Genomic DNA, 16,318 nt, shown 5'->3' with positions numbered 1-16,318 from the left:
CGGCGATAGGCGTGCGGGCTGGCAGGGAATGCAGCGGGGCAGAGTATAGAGCAGTTGTTATCAAAGAGGGGGAGATTGTCTTAAAAAAACACCATCCTGATACAAGGACGGTGTTTTTATCATCACTCAGCTGAAATATTAGCCAGCGCGGCGCTTGCGGCCGGTGGCATGGGCGTGGTTAATCGTCGTTTCCACATCGCCGTCCAGCACCACTTTTTTCTGCTGGGAAAGCTTATAGTTCAGACCGAGAAGATGACGTGCCTGATGGTTCGATTTCATTCTTACTCCTTAATCCAGTTCTGTTTCAAGGACAAGCCCGGCGTTGCCGGACGAAATGTAACCCTAAGAACGATACGTTATCGGTACCGCGCTATGTATGGTGGTCTATTTTTCCGCCCATGGCAACCTTGTGCGGGCAAATGTTATGCCGGGACCGTGATTATTGAGCGGCAAATAACGCCCGAAGCGGCCCTTAACCCGGCGAAATTTATCACCATTCCCCGCGCCGGCTTTTTGTTATCTCCCGCACAATTATTAATTTTCACAACCAGTTAGTGAAATTACGTAATTGTGATAATAGGCATAAACATTACCTTGATGAGTGCTGTACCGAGCGCCCTCGCCGGGCGTTATTAATGGGGAATATAATAAAAAGGACAATAAATTGAAAAAGATTAATTATGAGGAGTTGCGCGTATATAGAAAAAGACCGATTACGCTGCTGCGCTCCTTAGGTTATGCCATGAACGATCTCAACGGGTCGGCATGGGGAACGTTGGTCGGCTCTTACCTGATGATATTCCTCAGCACCTGGGCGGGGTTAAATGCCGGGGTGGTGGGCACCATGTTATTCGCGCTGAAAATACTGGATATGATCGTCTGTGGCGTGATTGGCGGCGTTTCCGATCAGCTCTTCCGCACGGCAATCGGGCGTAGACTGGGGCGCCGGCATATTTTATTTTTGATCGGCGCGACGCTCACCTTAATCTTTTTTCCGCTGCTGTTTACGGTCCATGTCGGCTCTTATCTGTGGTATTTCGTGGTGCTGTTCCTGCTTGATACCGCCCAATCGTTTAATAATATTGCCTATGAAACGCTCGCTACGGAAATGACCGATAAAGCGCACGAGCGGGTGAAGCTGAGCTCCGTGCGGATGTTTGTCTCCGCCTTTGGCACCTTCGCCGTCACCGGTTTGCCGGCGGTGCTGCTGGCGATGCTGGGCAGCGATAGCGCCCAGGCCTACACCATTTCCGGGATTGTGTTTGGCATTGTTCTGTTTGCCGGAACCGTCATTACCTGGCTGACAACCTGGGAGTTTTCCCCAGGATATGTTGCAGCGTTCGAGAACAGCGCTAAAGAGCAGCGGTCGAAAAATATTATTTACTCTATCAATGAATATCTTCATGTGATGAGAACCAAAGCCTGCCGCCGAACCTGTGTTATCTATTTTGTCTCCTACTTCGCGAAGGACTGTTTCAATACCGCCTTTTTCTTCTACGTCGTATTTATCCTGGGTCTGTCGCAGGGGATGGCGCAGACCGCTTCGTCGCTCTCTATTATTGGATTGATCGTGGTGCCGATCGCCACCTTTTTTATGTTTAAATTCGGGCCGAAATGGCTGTGGTCAATGGCATTTTCGCTGATGATCGCCGTCCTCATTTATTATCTGGGGCTATATGTCTTTCATATTCAGCTCTCCGATGGCGCGGCCTTTGTGACCATTCTGATATTGTCAGCCTTATTCCAGATTGGCCGCCAGACGATGGAATATACGGTGTGGAACGTGATTCCGCTGGTGCCGGATGTTGATACTCTGGTTTCCACCAAGCTGCGGGCAGGAACCTTTGCCGCCTGCCAGACCTTTACCCGTAAATTAACCGGCGCGATCGGCTCGGCGATTATTGGCTGGATCCTCGCATTTGGCGGATTTGATAAATCGCTGGCGGTGCAAACGCCCGCGGCACAAATGGCTATCATGACCGCATTTATTTTTATTCCGCTCATTTGCCTGATTTACTCCCTGTATCTGATTCGCACCTTCAATCTGAATCCGCAAACCCACAAGGTCGTTAAGGCCGAGATGGACCGTCTGCAGCAGGGGGGCGCCAAAGAGGACGTAGACCCGAGAACCCGGGCCATCGTCGAGGATCTCACCGGCTACGCTTATGATGAAATTTGGGATGTAAAAAAATGACCACCTATATTGCCAGCGACAATACCGACCTGCAGACCCTGATTGACGAGGCCGCCCGGACGGCCAGCGAGGAGCAGCGCGCAGAGATTCTCTTTCCTCCGGGGACCTGGCTGACGGGGCCGTTGACCCTGCACAGCCATATGACCCTCACCCTGGAGGCTGGGGCAACGATCCGCTTTATTGCCGACCCGCAGCTCTACCCGCCGGTCTGGACGCGCTGGGAGGGGATCGAATGCTATGCGCTGCATCCGCTTCTGTACGCCGCGGATGCCTGCAACATTACCCTTCGCGGGGCGGGGGTGATTGAGGGGGCAGGCCAGTGGTGGTGGGATACGTTCCGTCAGATTGAAGAGGAGGACCGCCAGGCGCCACGGGAAAGCTGGGAGCTGCAGCTGGCGGCGCTGAATCCGGATTACCGTTCTCGCCCCGGCGGCGGCGGGCGTCCTCAGACCCAGTTCCTGCGCCCGCCGCTGGTTCAGTTCTGGAAATGCTCGGCGATTCGCCTGCAGGGGATCACCTTGCAGAACTCCCCGTTCTGGACCCTGCATACCGTCTATTCCCGTGACATCGTCATCAGCGGAGTGAAAATCCTCAATCCGGCCGATGCCATCAATACCGATGCCATCGATCTGGATTCTTCCGAGAATATTACGATCGAGGATTGTCTGTTTGATGTGGGTGACGATGCGATTACCTTAAAATCCGGCTCGGGGGCGGACGGCCTGCGCATCAATAGACCCACCCGCAACGTCACGGCGCGCCGCTGTCGTATCCTCGCCAGCCATGGCGGCATCGCCATTGGTTCGGAAACGGCGGGGGGGATTGAAAATGTGTCGGTGAGCGATTGCGTTTTCGAAGGTACCCAGCGGGCGATTCGCCTGAAATCGCGGCGTGGACGAGGCGGTACGATTAAAAACATCACGTTGCGCGATTTGACGATGGATGGCTGCTGGTGTCCGATTGTGATCGGTCAATATTTTGCCCCTGGCGTGCTGGCGCATGAACGCGAGGTAACGCTTTCCGAACGGCCGCAGCCGCTGAGCGCAATGACACCACACATCCGCGATATCCAGATTGAGAATGTGCTGGCGACCAACGTGCTCTCCAGCGCCGCGTTTATTGTCGGGCTACCGGAAGCGCCGATCGACAATGTACGCATCAGAAACTTTAGCTACACGCTGGCGCCTGAAGAACGGCTGCTGGAGACCTGGAATACGGAGCCCACGGAAGGGCATTTTCACGACGACGATCGCGGTATTAAGGTGATTAACGCCCGAAACGTGAAAATTCAGTAACCCAGCGCGGCAGGCGGCGCCTCAACCCGGGGCCTGAACGTTGTCAGGCCCCGGGTCAGTTGCAGGCGACGCTTGTTACCACTTCATCTCGCCGGTATTCACTTTCGCGCTGAGCTCGAGAGAACTCTCTTCCGCCAGGTTTGGCCAGCGCTGCTTCATTTCGGCAATCACTCCGGCGGAATCTTGATGGGCTTTCAGCGCCTGCTCAAACTGCTGCAGATAGTCGCGGGTGAAAACAATCGCGCGATCGCCGGCCGGCGGCGTCCCGAGATAGTGGCCCGGAATCACCTGCTGCGGGTGCAGGGCGGCCATGTCGTCGAGCGTGGTGCGCCACTGCTGACGACTTTCCGCGCTCTGGGTGTCGGCGGTCCAGACGTGCATGCCCCAGGCCACGCCGGTGCCGCCGAGGATCGCTTTATTAGCCGGGATCCAGACGAAGGCCGCATAGCGCTGCGGCTGGAGGATCTGGACTTTCTCACCGTCGATGGTAAAGGCGTTAGCTTCGATGACCTGCGGCGTATAAAGCTGCTTCGGCGCGCCGTCTTTCATCTGCGGGCCCCAGAAGGCCAATTTTGCCGATTTGGTCGCCTCAATGTGCTTAACCACCTCGGAGGTCGCCACGATTTTTGCCTGCGGGAAGGCCTTCACCAGCGGCTCAAGGCCGAAGTAAAAGTCCGGGTCGCCGGAGGTGATGACGATGCGGGTCAGCTTTTTGCCGCTTTTACGGATCATCTCCACCAGCTTCTCGCCGTCTTTAACGCTGAACTGCGCGTCAAACAGCACCGCCTCATGCGGGCCGGAGGCCAGCGTCGAGTTGACGGCGAAAATGCCTTTATCCTGCGGGTTATAGGTCTGCAGTGTTAAAGGGGCGGCAAAAGCGGCGCTGCTGAACAGCGCGGCGGCGATGGCAAGGGCGGATAATTTCATGGTGTTTTTCTCAATGTCAGATGAATAGCGCTATTGTACGTACTTCCTGATTTGCGAAAATTCCTGAAAAAAGAGATGCTGAGTTTCATAAAACGTGCAGATGGAAAAAAGGAATGGACAGAATCATCGCCGCGCAGGTCTACATGCGGATTTGCGAACTGGGGAGCCTGAGCGCGGCAGCCCGCGCGCTGGGGATGTCGCGGCCGATGGTCAGCCGCTATCTGGAACAGATGGAGCATTGGGCCGGAACCCGGCTGATACACCGCTCGACCCGCAAGCTTACCTTAACAGCCGCCGGGGAAAAGGTGCTGCAAAAAACACGCAGTCTGACGCAGCTGTCTGACGAAATTGCCGGGCAGACCGAGCGCGCGGTGCCCAGCGGGACGCTGCGCGTCGCCTGCGCCCACTTTACGGCCATGCAGCTGATTTCGCCGCTGCTGCCGGATTTCCTCGCCCGCTATCCACAGCTGCGTCTGGAGCTGGATATCAATAACCATCCGGTGAGTCTGATCGGCGAGCGGATAGACGTCGCGATTCGGATTACCGACAACCCGGAGCCGGGGGCCATTGCCCGCCGGCTCGGCGTCTGCCGTTCGGTGCTGTGCGCGTCACCGCGCTGGCTGCAGCTGCACGGACAGCCGCAGACGCTGGCGGATCTGACCCGGCATAACTGCCTGCACTACAGCCATTTCGCCACGCCAACCTGGCAGTTCAGCGATCCGCAGGGCGAAACCGTCTCCGTGGCGGTCTCCGGCAACCTGAGCGCCGGGATCTCCTCATTGCTGCTGGAAGCCGCGGTGGCCGGCTGCGGCATTGCGATGCTGCCGGAGCTGGAGGCGCAGCGCGCCCTGAACAGCGGTGCGCTAAAGCCGGTGCTCCCGGACTGGACGCCGAAAGCGCTTAGCGTGTATGGAATCTATCTCTCACGTGACTATCAGCCCAGCGCGCTGCCGCTGTTTCTTGACGAGGTCCAGCAGCAGCTGGCGCAACTCAGCTAAGCAGAACGGATAACGCCTGCGAGGGCCTGCTTAAAGAGCGTTTGCACAGATAAAACTGCGGGTGGCCGGGGATAATTCACGCGCCCGCCATGTGTATGAGGTCAGCGGCTTGCGGGTCACCGGTGTCAGTATGAGTCAGAATATTGACGAGCAATAGCGCCGGTGACGATTGAGGCATTCTTCATCAATAGCATGTCGAATACCGCATCCGGGCCTATACTTAGTCCTTTCACGGCAAATAAGGAGTGAATTCATGGCAATTCATAAGAAAGGTCAGGCGCACTGGGAAGGCGATCTCAAAAGCGGTAAGGGGACGGTTTCGACGGAGAGCGGGGCGCTGAGCCAGCAGCCCTACGGTTTCAATACCCGTTTTGAAGGGGTGAAGGGCACCAACCCGGAAGAGCTGATCGGCGCGGCCCATGCCGCCTGCTTTTCCATGGCGCTGTCGCTGATGCTCAGCGAAGAGGGCTACACGGCAACGTCGATTGATACGGTGGCCGTTGTCACCCTGGACAAATCCGCCGGCGGGTTTGCGATCACTAAAGTGGCGTTGCAGAGTCAGATTGTGCTTCCGGGCATCGATGCCGATGTCTTTGACGGCATCATTCAGAAAGCCAAAGCCGGTTGCCCGGTTTCGCAGGTGTTAAAAGCCGATATTAGCCTCGATTATCAGCTTAATCCTTGATCGTCCGGTGCCCGTTAACGACGGGCACTCCCTTCCGCGGTTTATACCGATAAAGTCACCTCTGGCACATGAGTCCGACGCCGAATAATGGTATGTTTTGCTGTCACGGACAGAATCAGGCACAGCAATGACCCGCATACGTGGAATGATAGAAGCTCAGGTACTGGGCTTAACCGGCATGGCGCTGAAAGAGATCGACTTTGAGCATCCGAAAGGGGAGCCGGGACTGTTTGGCCCGCAGTCAGCCATCTGGCAGGTGCATGGCGATTTCACCTCGATGCTCTGCGGCGGCGTGAGCGCGCTGCTCTTGCAGATGCTGCATCCGCTGGCGCTGGCTGGCGTCTGGGACCACTCCAACTTCCGGGAAGATATCTTTGGCCGCCTGCGGCGCACCAGCCAGTTTATTTCCGCCACGACCTTTGGCACCACCGTCGACGCCGAGCGCCTGATTGCCAAAGTGCAGGGTATTCACTTACGGGTCAGCGGGCAGGACAAGGACGGCACGCCTTATGCCGCCAGCGATCCGGAGCTGCTCACCTGGGTTCATGTGGCCGAATGCAGCAGCTTTATGGCTTCACATCTGCGCTATAAGCGCACGGTAGTGAGTCAGGCCCGCCAGGAACAATATTTCCACGAGGCGGGCGAGATCGCCCGTCGTCTGGGGGCGCGGGATATCCCCGTCACCCCGCAGCAGGTTACGGAGTATTTACACGATATGCGCCCGCGTCTGCGCTGCGATGAACGCACGCGGGAGGTGGCGAAGGTGCTGCTGACTACCCGTTTACCGGGTCGGTTGAGCCGGCCCGTCGGGCATCTGCTGATGCGCGCCGGAATCGATCTACTGCCGCCGTGGGCGCAGGCGATGCTGTCTCTGCCGCTGAGTCCTCTGCAACGGCATACCGCCCGTCTGGCGGTCCACGGCGTGGCGAGAGTGCTGCGCGCTTCGGTGCGCAACGGCGCCTATCATTGCGCGATGCGGCGCATGGCGGTCAATTAACCCACGGCGACGCTGGCCGGAAACCGCCCCGGCCATTATTCAGCGCGAAAAATACCCACGCCACTTATATTTCCAGCCTGCTTAGCGACGCCGTATGGATTAATTTTTTTCTATTCCTTGACATTCCCTCGTTATTTATAGGTTATATGCAGCAACGGCGCAGCGTTAAATCCGCCGCGCGCTTTTCATTTTCGCAAATAGGGTGGGACTCCATGCAGATTAATGAACCTCAGGCCATAACCTTACCGCTGCCGCGCACGGCCATTTTTATCGTCGCCACGGTTGCGCGCTCGGCGGAAAGTCTCGCGCGGGTTCGCGACTGGTGCGATGATTTTGCCGCCGTGGTGCGCTCAGTCGGTACCCGCATGCCTCAGGCCGGGTTGTCCTGCATCTGCGGTTTTGGCGCCGACATCTGGCCTCAGCTGTTTGGCCAGCCGATGCCGAAGCAGCTGCATCCGTTTCGCAGCGTCGGTAGCGGCGAACGCGTGGCCGTCTCAACGCCGGGCGATCTGCTACTGCACATCCGTTCAGATGATATGGGGCTAAGCTTCGAGCTGGCCGCGCAGCTGATGGAAAAACTGGGCAGCGCGGTGACGGTGGTGGATGAAGTCCACGGCTTTCGCTATTTCGATCGACGCGCGATGATTGGCTTCGTCGACGGCAGCGAGAACCCGCAGGGGCGGGCGGCGGCGGATTTCACCCTCATCGGCGATGAAGATGCCGATTTTTCTGGCGGCAGCTATGTGATTGTTCAGAAGTATTTGCATGATATGGCTGGCTGGAACGCCCTCACCGTCGAGCAGCAGGAGCGCATTATCGGACGCAAAAAAATGAGCAACATTGAACTGGACGCCGACGTTAAACCCTCCTGTTCGCACAGCTCGTTAACCACGCTTGAGGAGAACGGCGAGGAGGTGAAAATCCTGCGTGACAACATGCCGTTCGGTAAGCCCGGGATGGGGGAGTTTGGTACCTATTTTATCGGCTATGCCCGTTCGCCGGCGCCGATGGAACAGATGCTGGAAAACATGTTTGTCGGCCGCCCGGCAGGCAATTACGACCGCCTGCTTGACTACAGCCGCCCGGTGACCGGTAGCCTGTTTTTTGTGCCGTCGGCCACGCTGATGGCGTCGTTATCCTCCCGCAGCGGCAATCAGTCACGGCAGTAACAGAATACCCCTGTGGAAATTCGGGGAAAGCAATTTCCCCGCACTTTATTTCATCGCCACGCCCGGCTGGCATATTGCCTGATAAATAAAAAGGGAACATAATTCCACGGCCATTATTTTCATCGCTAATTAATGGTCAATAGCAACCGCATTATCGCGTGTATGTCCAATAAAATAATCCACTCGGTTAATAGATATTATCTATATCCTAAATAGTGCGAGTTGCAGGACGGCGGCAAGTAAAAGAATCCCCAGGAGCTGACTCAAGTAAGTGACCGGGGAGCGAATACAGCCGCCGCATAGGCAGCTTGAAATATGACGGGTATATAACCAGAATGGGCGTTCAGGAAGTAATACCATGATCATCCGGCCAGAACAACACTGGTTCCTTCGTCTGTTTGACTGGCACGGCTCCGTGCTGTCAAAAATCGTCTTTCGCCTGCTGCTTAATGTCCTGATGTCGATTGTCGCCATCATCAGCTATCAGTGGTATGAGCAGTTGGGGATCCACCTCACCGTGGCGCCCTTTAGCCTGCTGGGGATTGCCATCGCCATTTTTCTCGGGTTCCGCAACAGCGCCAGCTACAACCGCTTTGTGGAAGCGAGAAACCTGTGGGGCACGGTCTTAATTGCCGAACGCACCCTGACGCGCCAGCTAAAAAATATTCTGCCGGCAGAGAGTGCGACGCATAAAAAAATTGCCGGCTACCTGATCGCTTTCAGCTGGAGTCTGAAACACCAGTTACGTAAAACCGACCCTACAGACGATCTTCTCCGCCTGCTGCCCCGCGCTAACGTGACGGAAATCCTCGCCAGTTCGATGCCGACTAACCGGATCTTATTGCTGGTGGGTCATGAGCTGGGTCAACTGCGTGCCGCGGGGAAGGTGAGCGATATCACCTATGGTCTGATGGACAATAAACTCGATGAGCTGGCCCACGTGCTGGGGGGCTGCGAGCGTCTGGCCAGCACGCCGGTGCCCTTCGCCTACACCCTGATTCTGCAGCGTACCGTCTACCTGTTCTGCGCTTTGCTGCCGTTCGCGCTGGTCGGCGATTTGCACTACATGACGCCCTTTGTCTCGGTCTTTATCTCGTACACCTTTCTCTCGTGGGATTCTTTGGCGGAAGAGCTGGAAGATCCGTTTGGCACGGCGGCGAACGATCTGCCGCTTAACGCCATGTGCAATACCATCGAGCGCAACCTGATGGATATGACCGGGCAGCATCCGCTACCGGAAATCATCCAGCCCGATCGGTACTACAACCTGACCTGACCGTCCCCCGTGGTAACTGTTAAATAAGTTAAATCTAACGTGTGATAGATAACATTGATTATACAGTTACGATCCTGATTGTTATGCTTTCGTTAACAAAAACTCCGCTGCCGTCCAGCGCGGTGAGCGGAACGTTATCACGATGCGGATCGCCCGGATAAGACGATTTAACGCACGTATCACCTGCTTATCGAAGGCGCATTCAGGAGTAGATATGACCCAGAAAAGACGCTCAGTACCTGGCGTCCATCCTTACGATGGTCCCGCCGGCGGCTGGGGCGCACTCAAAGCCACGGCCATCGCCGTCCGTACCCAAATGGATGCCCTTGATGCTCCGGTTACGCTGTTACGGACCAACCAGCCTGACGGTTTTGACTGCCCCGGCTGCGCGTGGCCGGACAAAGAACATAAATCCACTTTCCAGTTTTGTGAAAACGGCGCCAAAGCGGTGACCTGGGAAGCGACCAGCAAACGCGTGACGCCGGAGTTCCTGGCGGCGAATACGGTCAGCTCGCTGTTGACCAAAAGCGATTTTGAACTGGAAGGCTACGGGCGTCTGACCCGCCCGCTGGCCTACGATCGCGCCAGCGATACGCTGCGCCCGGTCTCCTGGGAAAGCGCCTTTAGCCGTATTGGCGAGATAATCCGCGGGATGCAGCCGGATGAAGTCGAGTTCTATACCTCCGGCCGCGCCTCGAATGAAGCGGCCTGGCTGTTCCAGCTGTTTGCCCGTGAACTGGGGACCAACAACTTCCCGGATTGCTCCAATATGTGCCATGAGGCGACCAGCGTCGGGCTGCCGCAGTCGATCGGCATCGGCAAAGGGACGGTATCGCTGGATGATTTTGACAACACCGAACTGGTTATCTCCATCGGCCATAATCCGGGAACAAACCACCCGCGCATGATGGGGACCCTGCACGAACTGGCGCGCCGCGGCGTGCCGATCATCGTCTTCAACCCGCTGAAAGAGAGGGCGCTGGAACGTTTTGCCGACCCGCAGAGCGTCATTGAGATGGCGACCTACAGCTCGACCAATATCGCCTCGACCTACTTTCAGGTGAAGGCCGGCGGCGATGCGGCGGCGCTGAAAGGCATTGCCCGGGCGCTGCTGCAGATGGAAGAGACGCGCGGCAACGTCCTGGATCATGCTTTTATCGCCGAACACACTCTGAATTTCCCGGCATTTTCCGCCGATATTCTGGCGACCAGCTGGCAGGATATCGAGCGCGAATCGGGCCTGAAGCGCAGCGATCTTGAGCGGGTTGCCGAGGCGTATGCCAAATCCAACGCCACCATCATCACCTACGGGATGGGCATTACCCAGCACAACAGGGGTACCTCGAACGTCAGGCTGATTGCCGACCTGCTGCTGATGCGCGGCAATATCGGCAAGCCGGGGGCCGGGATCTGCCCGCTGCGCGGTCATTCCAACGTTCAGGGCAACCGTACCGTCGGCATCACTGAAAAACCGGGGGCGGAGTTTCTGGCGAAGCTGCAGGAAGTATTCGGCTTTGTTCCGCCGCAGGGACACGGACACGATGCGGTGAAAGCGCTGCAGGCGATGATCGAAGGGAAATCGAAGGCACTGCTGTGCCTCGGCGGTAACTTTGCGGTGGCGATGCCCGATCGCGAACGGGCCTTCCCGGCGATGCAGGGGCTGGATCTGAGCGTACATATCGGTACCAAGCTGAACCGTTCGCACCTGCTGGTGGCGAAAGAAACCTTCATTCTGCCATGCCTTGGCCGTACCGAACTGGATATTCAGGAAACCGGACGTCAGTCGATCACCGTCGAAGATTCGATGTCGATGGTGCATGCTTCGTCGGGCAAACTGAAACCGGCCTCGCCGTTCCTGCGTTCTGAACCGGCGATCGTGGCAGGGATGGCAATAGCGACGCTGACCGATACAAAAATCGACTGGCAGGCGCTGGTGGCGGATTACGATCGCATCCGCGAGCTGATTGAACGCACCATTCCGGGCTTTGACAACTACAATGAGCGTATTCGTCACCCGGGGGGCTTCCGTATGCCGCTGCCGCCGACGGAGCGCATCTGGCCGACGCCAACCGGCAAGGCGATGTTCTCGGTATTCCACGGCGTGCATGAAAACGTTCAGGTTGCTGGCGATGATGTGATGTGTCTGGTCACGTTGCGCAGCCACGATCAGTACAACACCACGATCTATGCCATGGATGACCGTTACCGCGGTATCTTTGGCCGCCGCGATGTGCTGTTTATGAATGAACAGGATATGGCGCAGCAGGGGCTGGAGCACGGCGACCGGGTGGATATCACCACCGCGCTGCCCGATAGCGACCTGCGTCTCGAGGATATTACGCTGGTGGCCTACAGCATCGCCCCTGGCACCGTCGGGGCCTATTATCCGGAAGCGAACGTGCTGGTGCCGTTGGATTATCTTGATGAAGAGAGCGGAACGCCATCCTACAAATCAGTGCCGATACGGCTGACCCTGCGCTCGAAAGAGATCGGGCCCGTGGCCGGAATGCGCTAAATCGTCTGCGACTTGCTGCCGGCAGAAGCCGGCAGCAACGACCTCGCTATCCTGGTGTCAGCATTAGCTTGATACCCAGCCCGACAAAACCGGCGGCGAACGCCACCCGTAGCCCCAGCAATACCCGCGGGCGGGTGAGCACGTATCCGCGCATGGCCGCCGCAAATGCCCCGTATAGCATAAATATCAGCAACGTCATCAGCATAAAAGCGCCGCTGAGCGTCAGCATCTCCTGCAGCGGAGTGGCGCTATCGCTGCGGATAAACTGCGGTAAAAAGGCGAGGAAAAAGAGCGGCAGCTTCGGATTGAGGAGATTAATCAGCACCGCGTGGAGTACGATCTCCCGCGGCGATCCGCCGTGCCCGTGACCGTCTGGCGTCAAGGCGTCACCCTGGCGGAGCGTGGTCCACGCCATGTACAGTAGCCAGCCGACGCCGAGCAGCTTAATGGCGGCGAAGGCCGCGGGAACGCGCAGCAGAATCGCCGCCAGTCCGGTGACGGCAGCGAGCAGATGCGGAATGATGCCGAGGGTACAGCCGAGAGCGGCGGCGAAGCTGCTGCCTCTTCCGGCGGTCAGAGCGGTGGCGATGGTATAGAGCGTCCCGGTTCCGGGGGCGATGACGACCATCAGGGCGGTGAAAAGAAACTCAGGACTGATAAGCGACATGGAAGTGTTCCTGCGTGAGAAATCGGTCACGCAGAGTATTTCTTAAGGGCATCAGGGCGTATTGAACAAAATTGCGCTGCCTCTTAGCGCATCGCCTGAACGCTGCCCGGGGTGATGGCGAACTGTTTCTGAAAGGCGCGGGTCAGGTGGCTCTGATCGGCGAAGCCGGCCATCAGCGCGGCCTCGGCAGGGGGATGGCCGCTACGCAGCAGCCGGCGCGCCAGGCGCACCCGGGACTGCACCAGGTAGGCGTGAGGAGTCATGCCGGTTTCACGGGCAAAGCTACGAATCAGCTGAAAGCGGCTGATGCCGCACAGCGCGGCGAGGTTTGCCAGCGAGATCTTTTCCCCGGGAGCATCATCGAGATAGGCTTTTGCCCATGCGATGGCGGGGGAAAAGCGCTGTGCGACCGGTGGGATAACGCGATGGTAGTGGGTTGCCCGCAGCAGGCAGAGCAGAAGCGCCTCTTCGATGGCCGTTTCATCAGCGCCAGGGGCGGTGATTTCACGAAACAGGCGCAGCATGAGCTGGCGCAGGTGAGGGGCCTCAACTACCGGGCGTAACAGGATATCTTCGGCCCTTATGCCGTCCTCAAATTCAGCGGTGACGATCTGCGGCTCGATATACACCATCTGCCAGCTGCGGGGGCCGCGCAGGGGGACGCCGTCGTGTATTTCGCCCGGGTTAACCATGATCATATTCCCGGCCGCGGCGTCGACCTGGCCGATATGACTCCATGAACGCTGGGCCCCATGGGTAAAAATACCCAGACCGAACTGGTCATGCGAATGGCGTGAAAAATGCCGCTCCGTCTGAGCGTCATGGCTTCAAGACCGGGCAGGGTTAACCGGTGCTGCTGAACGTGATGAAGGTGAGGTTTCATCTGCTTCTCCGGCGTTGGTCACTACGCGAGTGTAGCCCGGCAAGCGCCGGATGGGCAAATGCGGCGTACCTTGTATTTGTCCGATACTGAACGTAACATTTAACTAACATATTTTTTACGGCGCGAGGGGAGTCTGCATCGCGCCCGCGCGTTCGGTCTACGGACGCCAACATGACTGGATTAACAATGGATATCAAACAGCTCAAATACCTGATCGCACTCGATCAAACGCGTCATTTTGGCCAGGCCGCGGCGCAGTGCCATATCACTCAGCCGACGCTGTCGATGCGTATCCGCAATCTGGAAGAGGAGCTCAATCTGGTTCTGATTCAACGCGGGCAGCGGTTTGAGGGGTTTACCGCCGAAGGCGAGCGTATTCTCGCCTGGGCACGGGCGCTGCTGGCGGCGCACGATGGGCTGGAAGCGGAAGCGGCCATTTGCCGCGGTCAGATGGTGGGGCAACTGCGGGTGGGAATGGTACCGCTGGCGAGCCTGAACCCGATGCAGCTGATTAAGCCGTTGACGGAGAAGTACCCCGAGCTTCAGTTCAGCCTGCTGTCGCTGACCTCAGAGCAGATTATTGATGGCGTGAGCCGCAATCAGCTCGATCTGGGGATTTGCTATCTGCACCATGTCGATAGCCAGCTTTTTAACGTGAAGTGGCTCCCGGCGACGCGGATGGGGCTGCTGCATGATAAACGCCATTTTCAGTTCGACGAGGGCATCCCCGGCTGGGATACCCTGGCCGCCTTGCCGCTCGGTTTTCTCACTAAAGGAATGTATTACCGCGAATCCATCGAAATGAGCTTCAAGGGCAAAGGGCTGACGCCGAAATATGTTTTTGAAAGCGACTCCACGTTCCAGATTATTCAGGCGGTCCAGGCGGGCATTTGCTGCGCCATTATGCCGCTCAACAATGGACTGGAGGAGCTGAGCGACAATCTGGAGATTATCCCGATTGCCGAAACGGCAGTGGATTCTATGCTGGCGCTGATCATGCGTAACAAAGAGCCGGTGTCGTCGCTGGCGGAAAAATGCTTTGCCGATGCCCAGGCGATTTTTGGCTAACTAAACGCGGCTTCAGCCGTTCTTTATTTAAACGCCCGGCGGCGCTAATCGCGGGCAATATTCGGTAAGTTATTCAGTCTAGGGTAGCGCCGCCAGGGAGGCCCCGGCGGCGAAGCGGTTAATCAGATATTTTCCAGCCGAATACCGCGGGTTTTCGGGCCATAAATGCCGACCGAGAGCATGACCATCAGCATACTGGCCACGATAAAGCTAATCACCCCCGGCGTCCCGGCGTATTGCAGAATCACCCCAATTATAATACTGGTGATCGCCGTCGACAGGCGGCTGAACGAGTAGCAAAAGCCAACCGCTCTGGCGCGAATGCGGGTCGGGAAGATTTCCGCCTGATAGGCGTGGTAGCTGATGGTCAGCCAGGCGTTGGACCAGGTGATCATAAACCCGCAGATCACCAGCATCACCGGGTTATTCTGCAGGGCGAACAGGGTGCCGAACACCACCGTCATCAGCGCGGAGAGTACGATTTGCCACTTATTCTCAAAGCGGTGCACGAAGCGGGTACAGAACAAGCAGCCCAGCGGATAGGCAAGAGTGATAAAGAACGCGTACAGCAGGCTGTGAGTGATGCTGGCTCCCTGGCCGGACAGCAGCGCCGGCAGCCAGTTGCCAAAGCCAAAAAAACCGATGGCCTGGAAGAAGTTCATCACCATCAGCATGATGGTCCGCCGGCGATATTCCGGCGCCCAGATCTCTTTAAAGGTCCCGCTTTTGTTTTGCTCCTGCCGGGTATCAGGAATATGCTGCGCCGACGGCGCGACGCCGCAGCGTTGTTCCATCTGGCACATCACCGCGTGCGCATCATCGTGCCGGCCTTTCACTTCCAGCCAGCGGGCTGACTCCGGGAGCTTTTTGCGAATCACCCAAATCACCAGCGAGCACAGCGCGCCGAAGATGATTACCCAGCGCCAGCCGGTCAGACCGAACAGGGTGGTGGGCACCAGCATCCACGACATCAGCGCCACGGCGGGCACCGAAAGAAACTGAATGAAAAACGCGAAGGCAAAGGCTTTGTTACGCAGGTGCGTTGGCACCCATTCGCTCAGGTAGGTGTCGATGGTGACCAGCTCAATGCCGAGACCGATCCCCACCAGAAAGCGGCAGAAGATCACCCCTTCGGCGCTGTTCTGAAAAGCCATCAGCAGCGAAAACACGCCATACCAGGCCAGCGCAAACATAAAGGTCAGTCGACGGCCGAGCTTGTCCGCCAGCGGCGCGAGCAGGCTGGCGCCGATAAACAATCCGAGGAAGGTGGCCGAGGCAAAAGCGGCCTGATCCGATACGCCAAAAATACCCTGCTGGTCGCTATGGAAAATGTGCTCTGCCAGCAGGCCGGTACTGATATACCCGGTCTGAAAAAGGTCGTATAGCTCGAAAAAGCCGCCCAGTGCCAGCAGTGTAATAAACGACCATAAGCCGAAGGAGGCAGGTAGCGCATCGATACGGCTGGTTAAACTGGAGTGGGGTTGTCCTGCGGATGCAAAAGGCGCATCCCCCAGAACCTGGGTGGTAGACATATTATTATTTTCCTCAGCTAAAATGTTTGCCTGCTAATGTTATTTGATTGTTAATGGTTTTAAATTTTTAATTACTCTTCCCATCGGGGTTCTACAGGCAAAAATGTTGTGC

At 57.2% G+C, this 16,318-nt stretch carries 14 protein-coding genes and 1 pseudogene; 10 read left to right on the top strand and 5 right to left on the bottom strand.

What is annotated here, in order from left to right; genetic code table 11:
- Positions 1-138: 138 nt before the first annotated feature.
- The gene (sra, locus tag ACI2JR_RS00400) at positions 139-279 is read right to left on the bottom strand and encodes a stationary-phase-induced ribosome-associated protein (RefSeq protein ID WP_004861775.1); all 141 of its coding nucleotides are present in this window, start codon (positions 277-279) and stop codon (positions 139-141) included.
- Positions 280-742: 463 nt separating this feature from the next.
- Between sra and ACI2JR_RS00395 the strand changes: the two genes are divergently transcribed.
- Together ACI2JR_RS00395 and ACI2JR_RS00390 are read left to right on the top strand one after the other, a co-directional pair.
- Entirely contained in the window at positions 743-2,194 is a 1,452-nt protein-coding gene (locus ACI2JR_RS00395; RefSeq protein WP_462477555.1) for an MFS transporter, read from the top strand.
- The gene (locus ACI2JR_RS00390; RefSeq protein WP_462477554.1) at positions 2,191-3,489 is read left to right on the top strand and encodes a glycoside hydrolase family 28 protein; all 1,299 of its coding nucleotides are present in this window, start codon (positions 2,191-2,193) and stop codon (positions 3,487-3,489) included. Before ACI2JR_RS00395 ends, ACI2JR_RS00390 begins: the two co-directional genes overlap by 4 nt.
- A gap of 75 nt (positions 3,490-3,564) precedes the next feature.
- Here the strand turns inward: ACI2JR_RS00390 and ACI2JR_RS00385 are convergent, their stop codons facing one another.
- Entirely contained in the window at positions 3,565-4,416 is an 852-nt protein-coding gene (locus ACI2JR_RS00385) for a Vmh family MBL fold metallo-hydrolase (RefSeq protein ID WP_132730934.1), read from the bottom strand.
- A gap of 113 nt (positions 4,417-4,529) precedes the next feature.
- On the opposite strand from ACI2JR_RS00385, the gene ACI2JR_RS00380 reads away from it, so the two are divergent.
- The 7 genes and pseudogenes from ACI2JR_RS00380 (at position 4,530) to ACI2JR_RS00350 (ending at position 12,056) form a co-directional block, all read left to right on the top strand.
- The gene (locus ACI2JR_RS00380) at positions 4,530-5,414 is read left to right on the top strand and encodes a LysR family transcriptional regulator (RefSeq protein ID WP_132730935.1); all 885 of its coding nucleotides are present in this window, start codon (positions 4,530-4,532) and stop codon (positions 5,412-5,414) included.
- A 46-nt stretch (positions 5,415-5,460) separates the two neighbouring features.
- Positions 5,461-5,571, top strand: a pseudogene (locus ACI2JR_RS00375) (GNAT family N-acetyltransferase); the annotation flags it as partial.
- 96 nt (positions 5,572-5,667) lie between these two features.
- Positions 5,668-6,099, top strand: coding sequence for an OsmC family protein (locus ACI2JR_RS00370; protein ID WP_462477553.1), 432 nt, complete (start codon positions 5,668-5,670; stop codon positions 6,097-6,099).
- 127 nt (positions 6,100-6,226) lie between these two features.
- A complete protein-coding gene (locus ACI2JR_RS00365) occupies positions 6,227-7,096 on the top strand; it encodes an oxygenase MpaB family protein (RefSeq protein WP_462477552.1) in 870 nt (289 codons plus the stop codon).
- A gap of 212 nt (positions 7,097-7,308) precedes the next feature.
- Positions 7,309-8,265, top strand: coding sequence for a Dyp-type peroxidase (locus ACI2JR_RS00360; RefSeq protein ID WP_132730938.1), 957 nt, complete (start codon positions 7,309-7,311; stop codon positions 8,263-8,265).
- Between the two features lie 358 nt (positions 8,266-8,623).
- Positions 8,624-9,541 (top strand): bestrophin family protein, encoded by a 918-nt coding sequence (locus ACI2JR_RS00355; protein ID WP_132730939.1) that lies wholly within the window; start codon positions 8,624-8,626, stop codon positions 9,539-9,541.
- A gap of 214 nt (positions 9,542-9,755) precedes the next feature.
- Entirely contained in the window at positions 9,756-12,056 is a 2,301-nt protein-coding gene (locus ACI2JR_RS00350) for an FdhF/YdeP family oxidoreductase (RefSeq protein ID WP_132730940.1), read from the top strand.
- Positions 12,057-12,102: 46 nt separating this feature from the next.
- On the opposite strand, the gene ACI2JR_RS00345 is transcribed toward ACI2JR_RS00350, so the two are convergent.
- Both ACI2JR_RS00345 and ACI2JR_RS00340 read right to left on the bottom strand, forming a co-directional pair.
- Positions 12,103-12,723 carry a LysE family translocator gene (locus ACI2JR_RS00345; protein ID WP_132730941.1) on the bottom strand — a complete coding sequence of 207 codons (621 nt, stop codon included), beginning with the start codon at positions 12,721-12,723 and terminating at the stop codon, positions 12,103-12,105.
- A gap of 83 nt (positions 12,724-12,806) precedes the next feature.
- Positions 12,807-13,487 (bottom strand): AraC family transcriptional regulator, encoded by a 681-nt coding sequence (locus ACI2JR_RS00340; RefSeq protein ID WP_462477726.1) that lies wholly within the window; start codon positions 13,485-13,487, stop codon positions 12,807-12,809.
- 305 nt (positions 13,488-13,792) lie between these two features.
- Here ACI2JR_RS00340 and ACI2JR_RS00335 point away from each other — a divergent pair, with 305 nt between their 5' ends.
- A complete protein-coding gene (locus tag ACI2JR_RS00335) occupies positions 13,793-14,674 on the top strand; it encodes a LysR family transcriptional regulator (protein WP_132731007.1) in 882 nt (293 codons plus the stop codon).
- 122 nt (positions 14,675-14,796) lie between these two features.
- Here the strand turns inward: ACI2JR_RS00335 and ACI2JR_RS00330 are convergent, their stop codons facing one another.
- Positions 14,797-16,206, bottom strand: coding sequence for an MFS transporter (locus ACI2JR_RS00330; protein WP_462477551.1), 1,410 nt, complete (start codon positions 16,204-16,206; stop codon positions 14,797-14,799).
- Between the last annotated feature and the right edge of the window lie 112 nt (positions 16,207-16,318).

The organism is Klebsiella sp. NPDC088457 (assembly GCF_044900465.1).
Taxonomy (GTDB): domain Bacteria; phylum Pseudomonadota; class Gammaproteobacteria; order Enterobacterales; family Enterobacteriaceae; genus Klebsiella.
The sequence above is the reverse complement of the archived record's forward strand: the minus strand, read 5'-3'. Positions and strand labels throughout refer to the sequence as shown.

What these genes read in the sequence shown, in the direction of transcription:
- sra (WP_004861775.1), bottom strand. Translation starts at nt 279, where the DNA reads ATGAAATCGAACCATCAGGCACGTCATCTTCTCGGTCTGAACTATAAG.
- ACI2JR_RS00395 (WP_462477555.1), top strand. Translation starts at nt 743, where the DNA reads ATGAACGATCTCAACGGGTCGGCATGGGGAACGTTGGTCGGCTCTTAC.
- ACI2JR_RS00390 (WP_462477554.1), top strand. Translation starts at nt 2,191, where the DNA reads ATGACCACCTATATTGCCAGCGACAATACCGACCTGCAGACCCTGATT.
- ACI2JR_RS00385 (WP_132730934.1), bottom strand. Translation starts at nt 4,416, where the DNA reads ATGAAATTATCCGCCCTTGCCATCGCCGCCGCGCTGTTCAGCAGCGCC.
- ACI2JR_RS00380 (WP_132730935.1), top strand. Translation starts at nt 4,530, where the DNA reads ATGGACAGAATCATCGCCGCGCAGGTCTACATGCGGATTTGCGAACTG.
- ACI2JR_RS00370 (WP_462477553.1), top strand. Translation starts at nt 5,668, where the DNA reads ATGGCAATTCATAAGAAAGGTCAGGCGCACTGGGAAGGCGATCTCAAA.
- ACI2JR_RS00365 (WP_462477552.1), top strand. Translation starts at nt 6,227, where the DNA reads ATGACCCGCATACGTGGAATGATAGAAGCTCAGGTACTGGGCTTAACC.
- ACI2JR_RS00360 (WP_132730938.1), top strand. Translation starts at nt 7,309, where the DNA reads ATGCAGATTAATGAACCTCAGGCCATAACCTTACCGCTGCCGCGCACG.
- ACI2JR_RS00355 (WP_132730939.1), top strand. Translation starts at nt 8,624, where the DNA reads ATGATCATCCGGCCAGAACAACACTGGTTCCTTCGTCTGTTTGACTGG.
- ACI2JR_RS00350 (WP_132730940.1), top strand. Translation starts at nt 9,756, where the DNA reads ATGACCCAGAAAAGACGCTCAGTACCTGGCGTCCATCCTTACGATGGT.
- ACI2JR_RS00345 (WP_132730941.1), bottom strand. Translation starts at nt 12,723, where the DNA reads ATGTCGCTTATCAGTCCTGAGTTTCTTTTCACCGCCCTGATGGTCGTC.
- ACI2JR_RS00335 (WP_132731007.1), top strand. Translation starts at nt 13,793, where the DNA reads ATGGATATCAAACAGCTCAAATACCTGATCGCACTCGATCAAACGCGT.
- ACI2JR_RS00330 (WP_462477551.1), bottom strand. Translation starts at nt 16,206, where the DNA reads ATGTCTACCACCCAGGTTCTGGGGGATGCGCCTTTTGCATCCGCAGGA.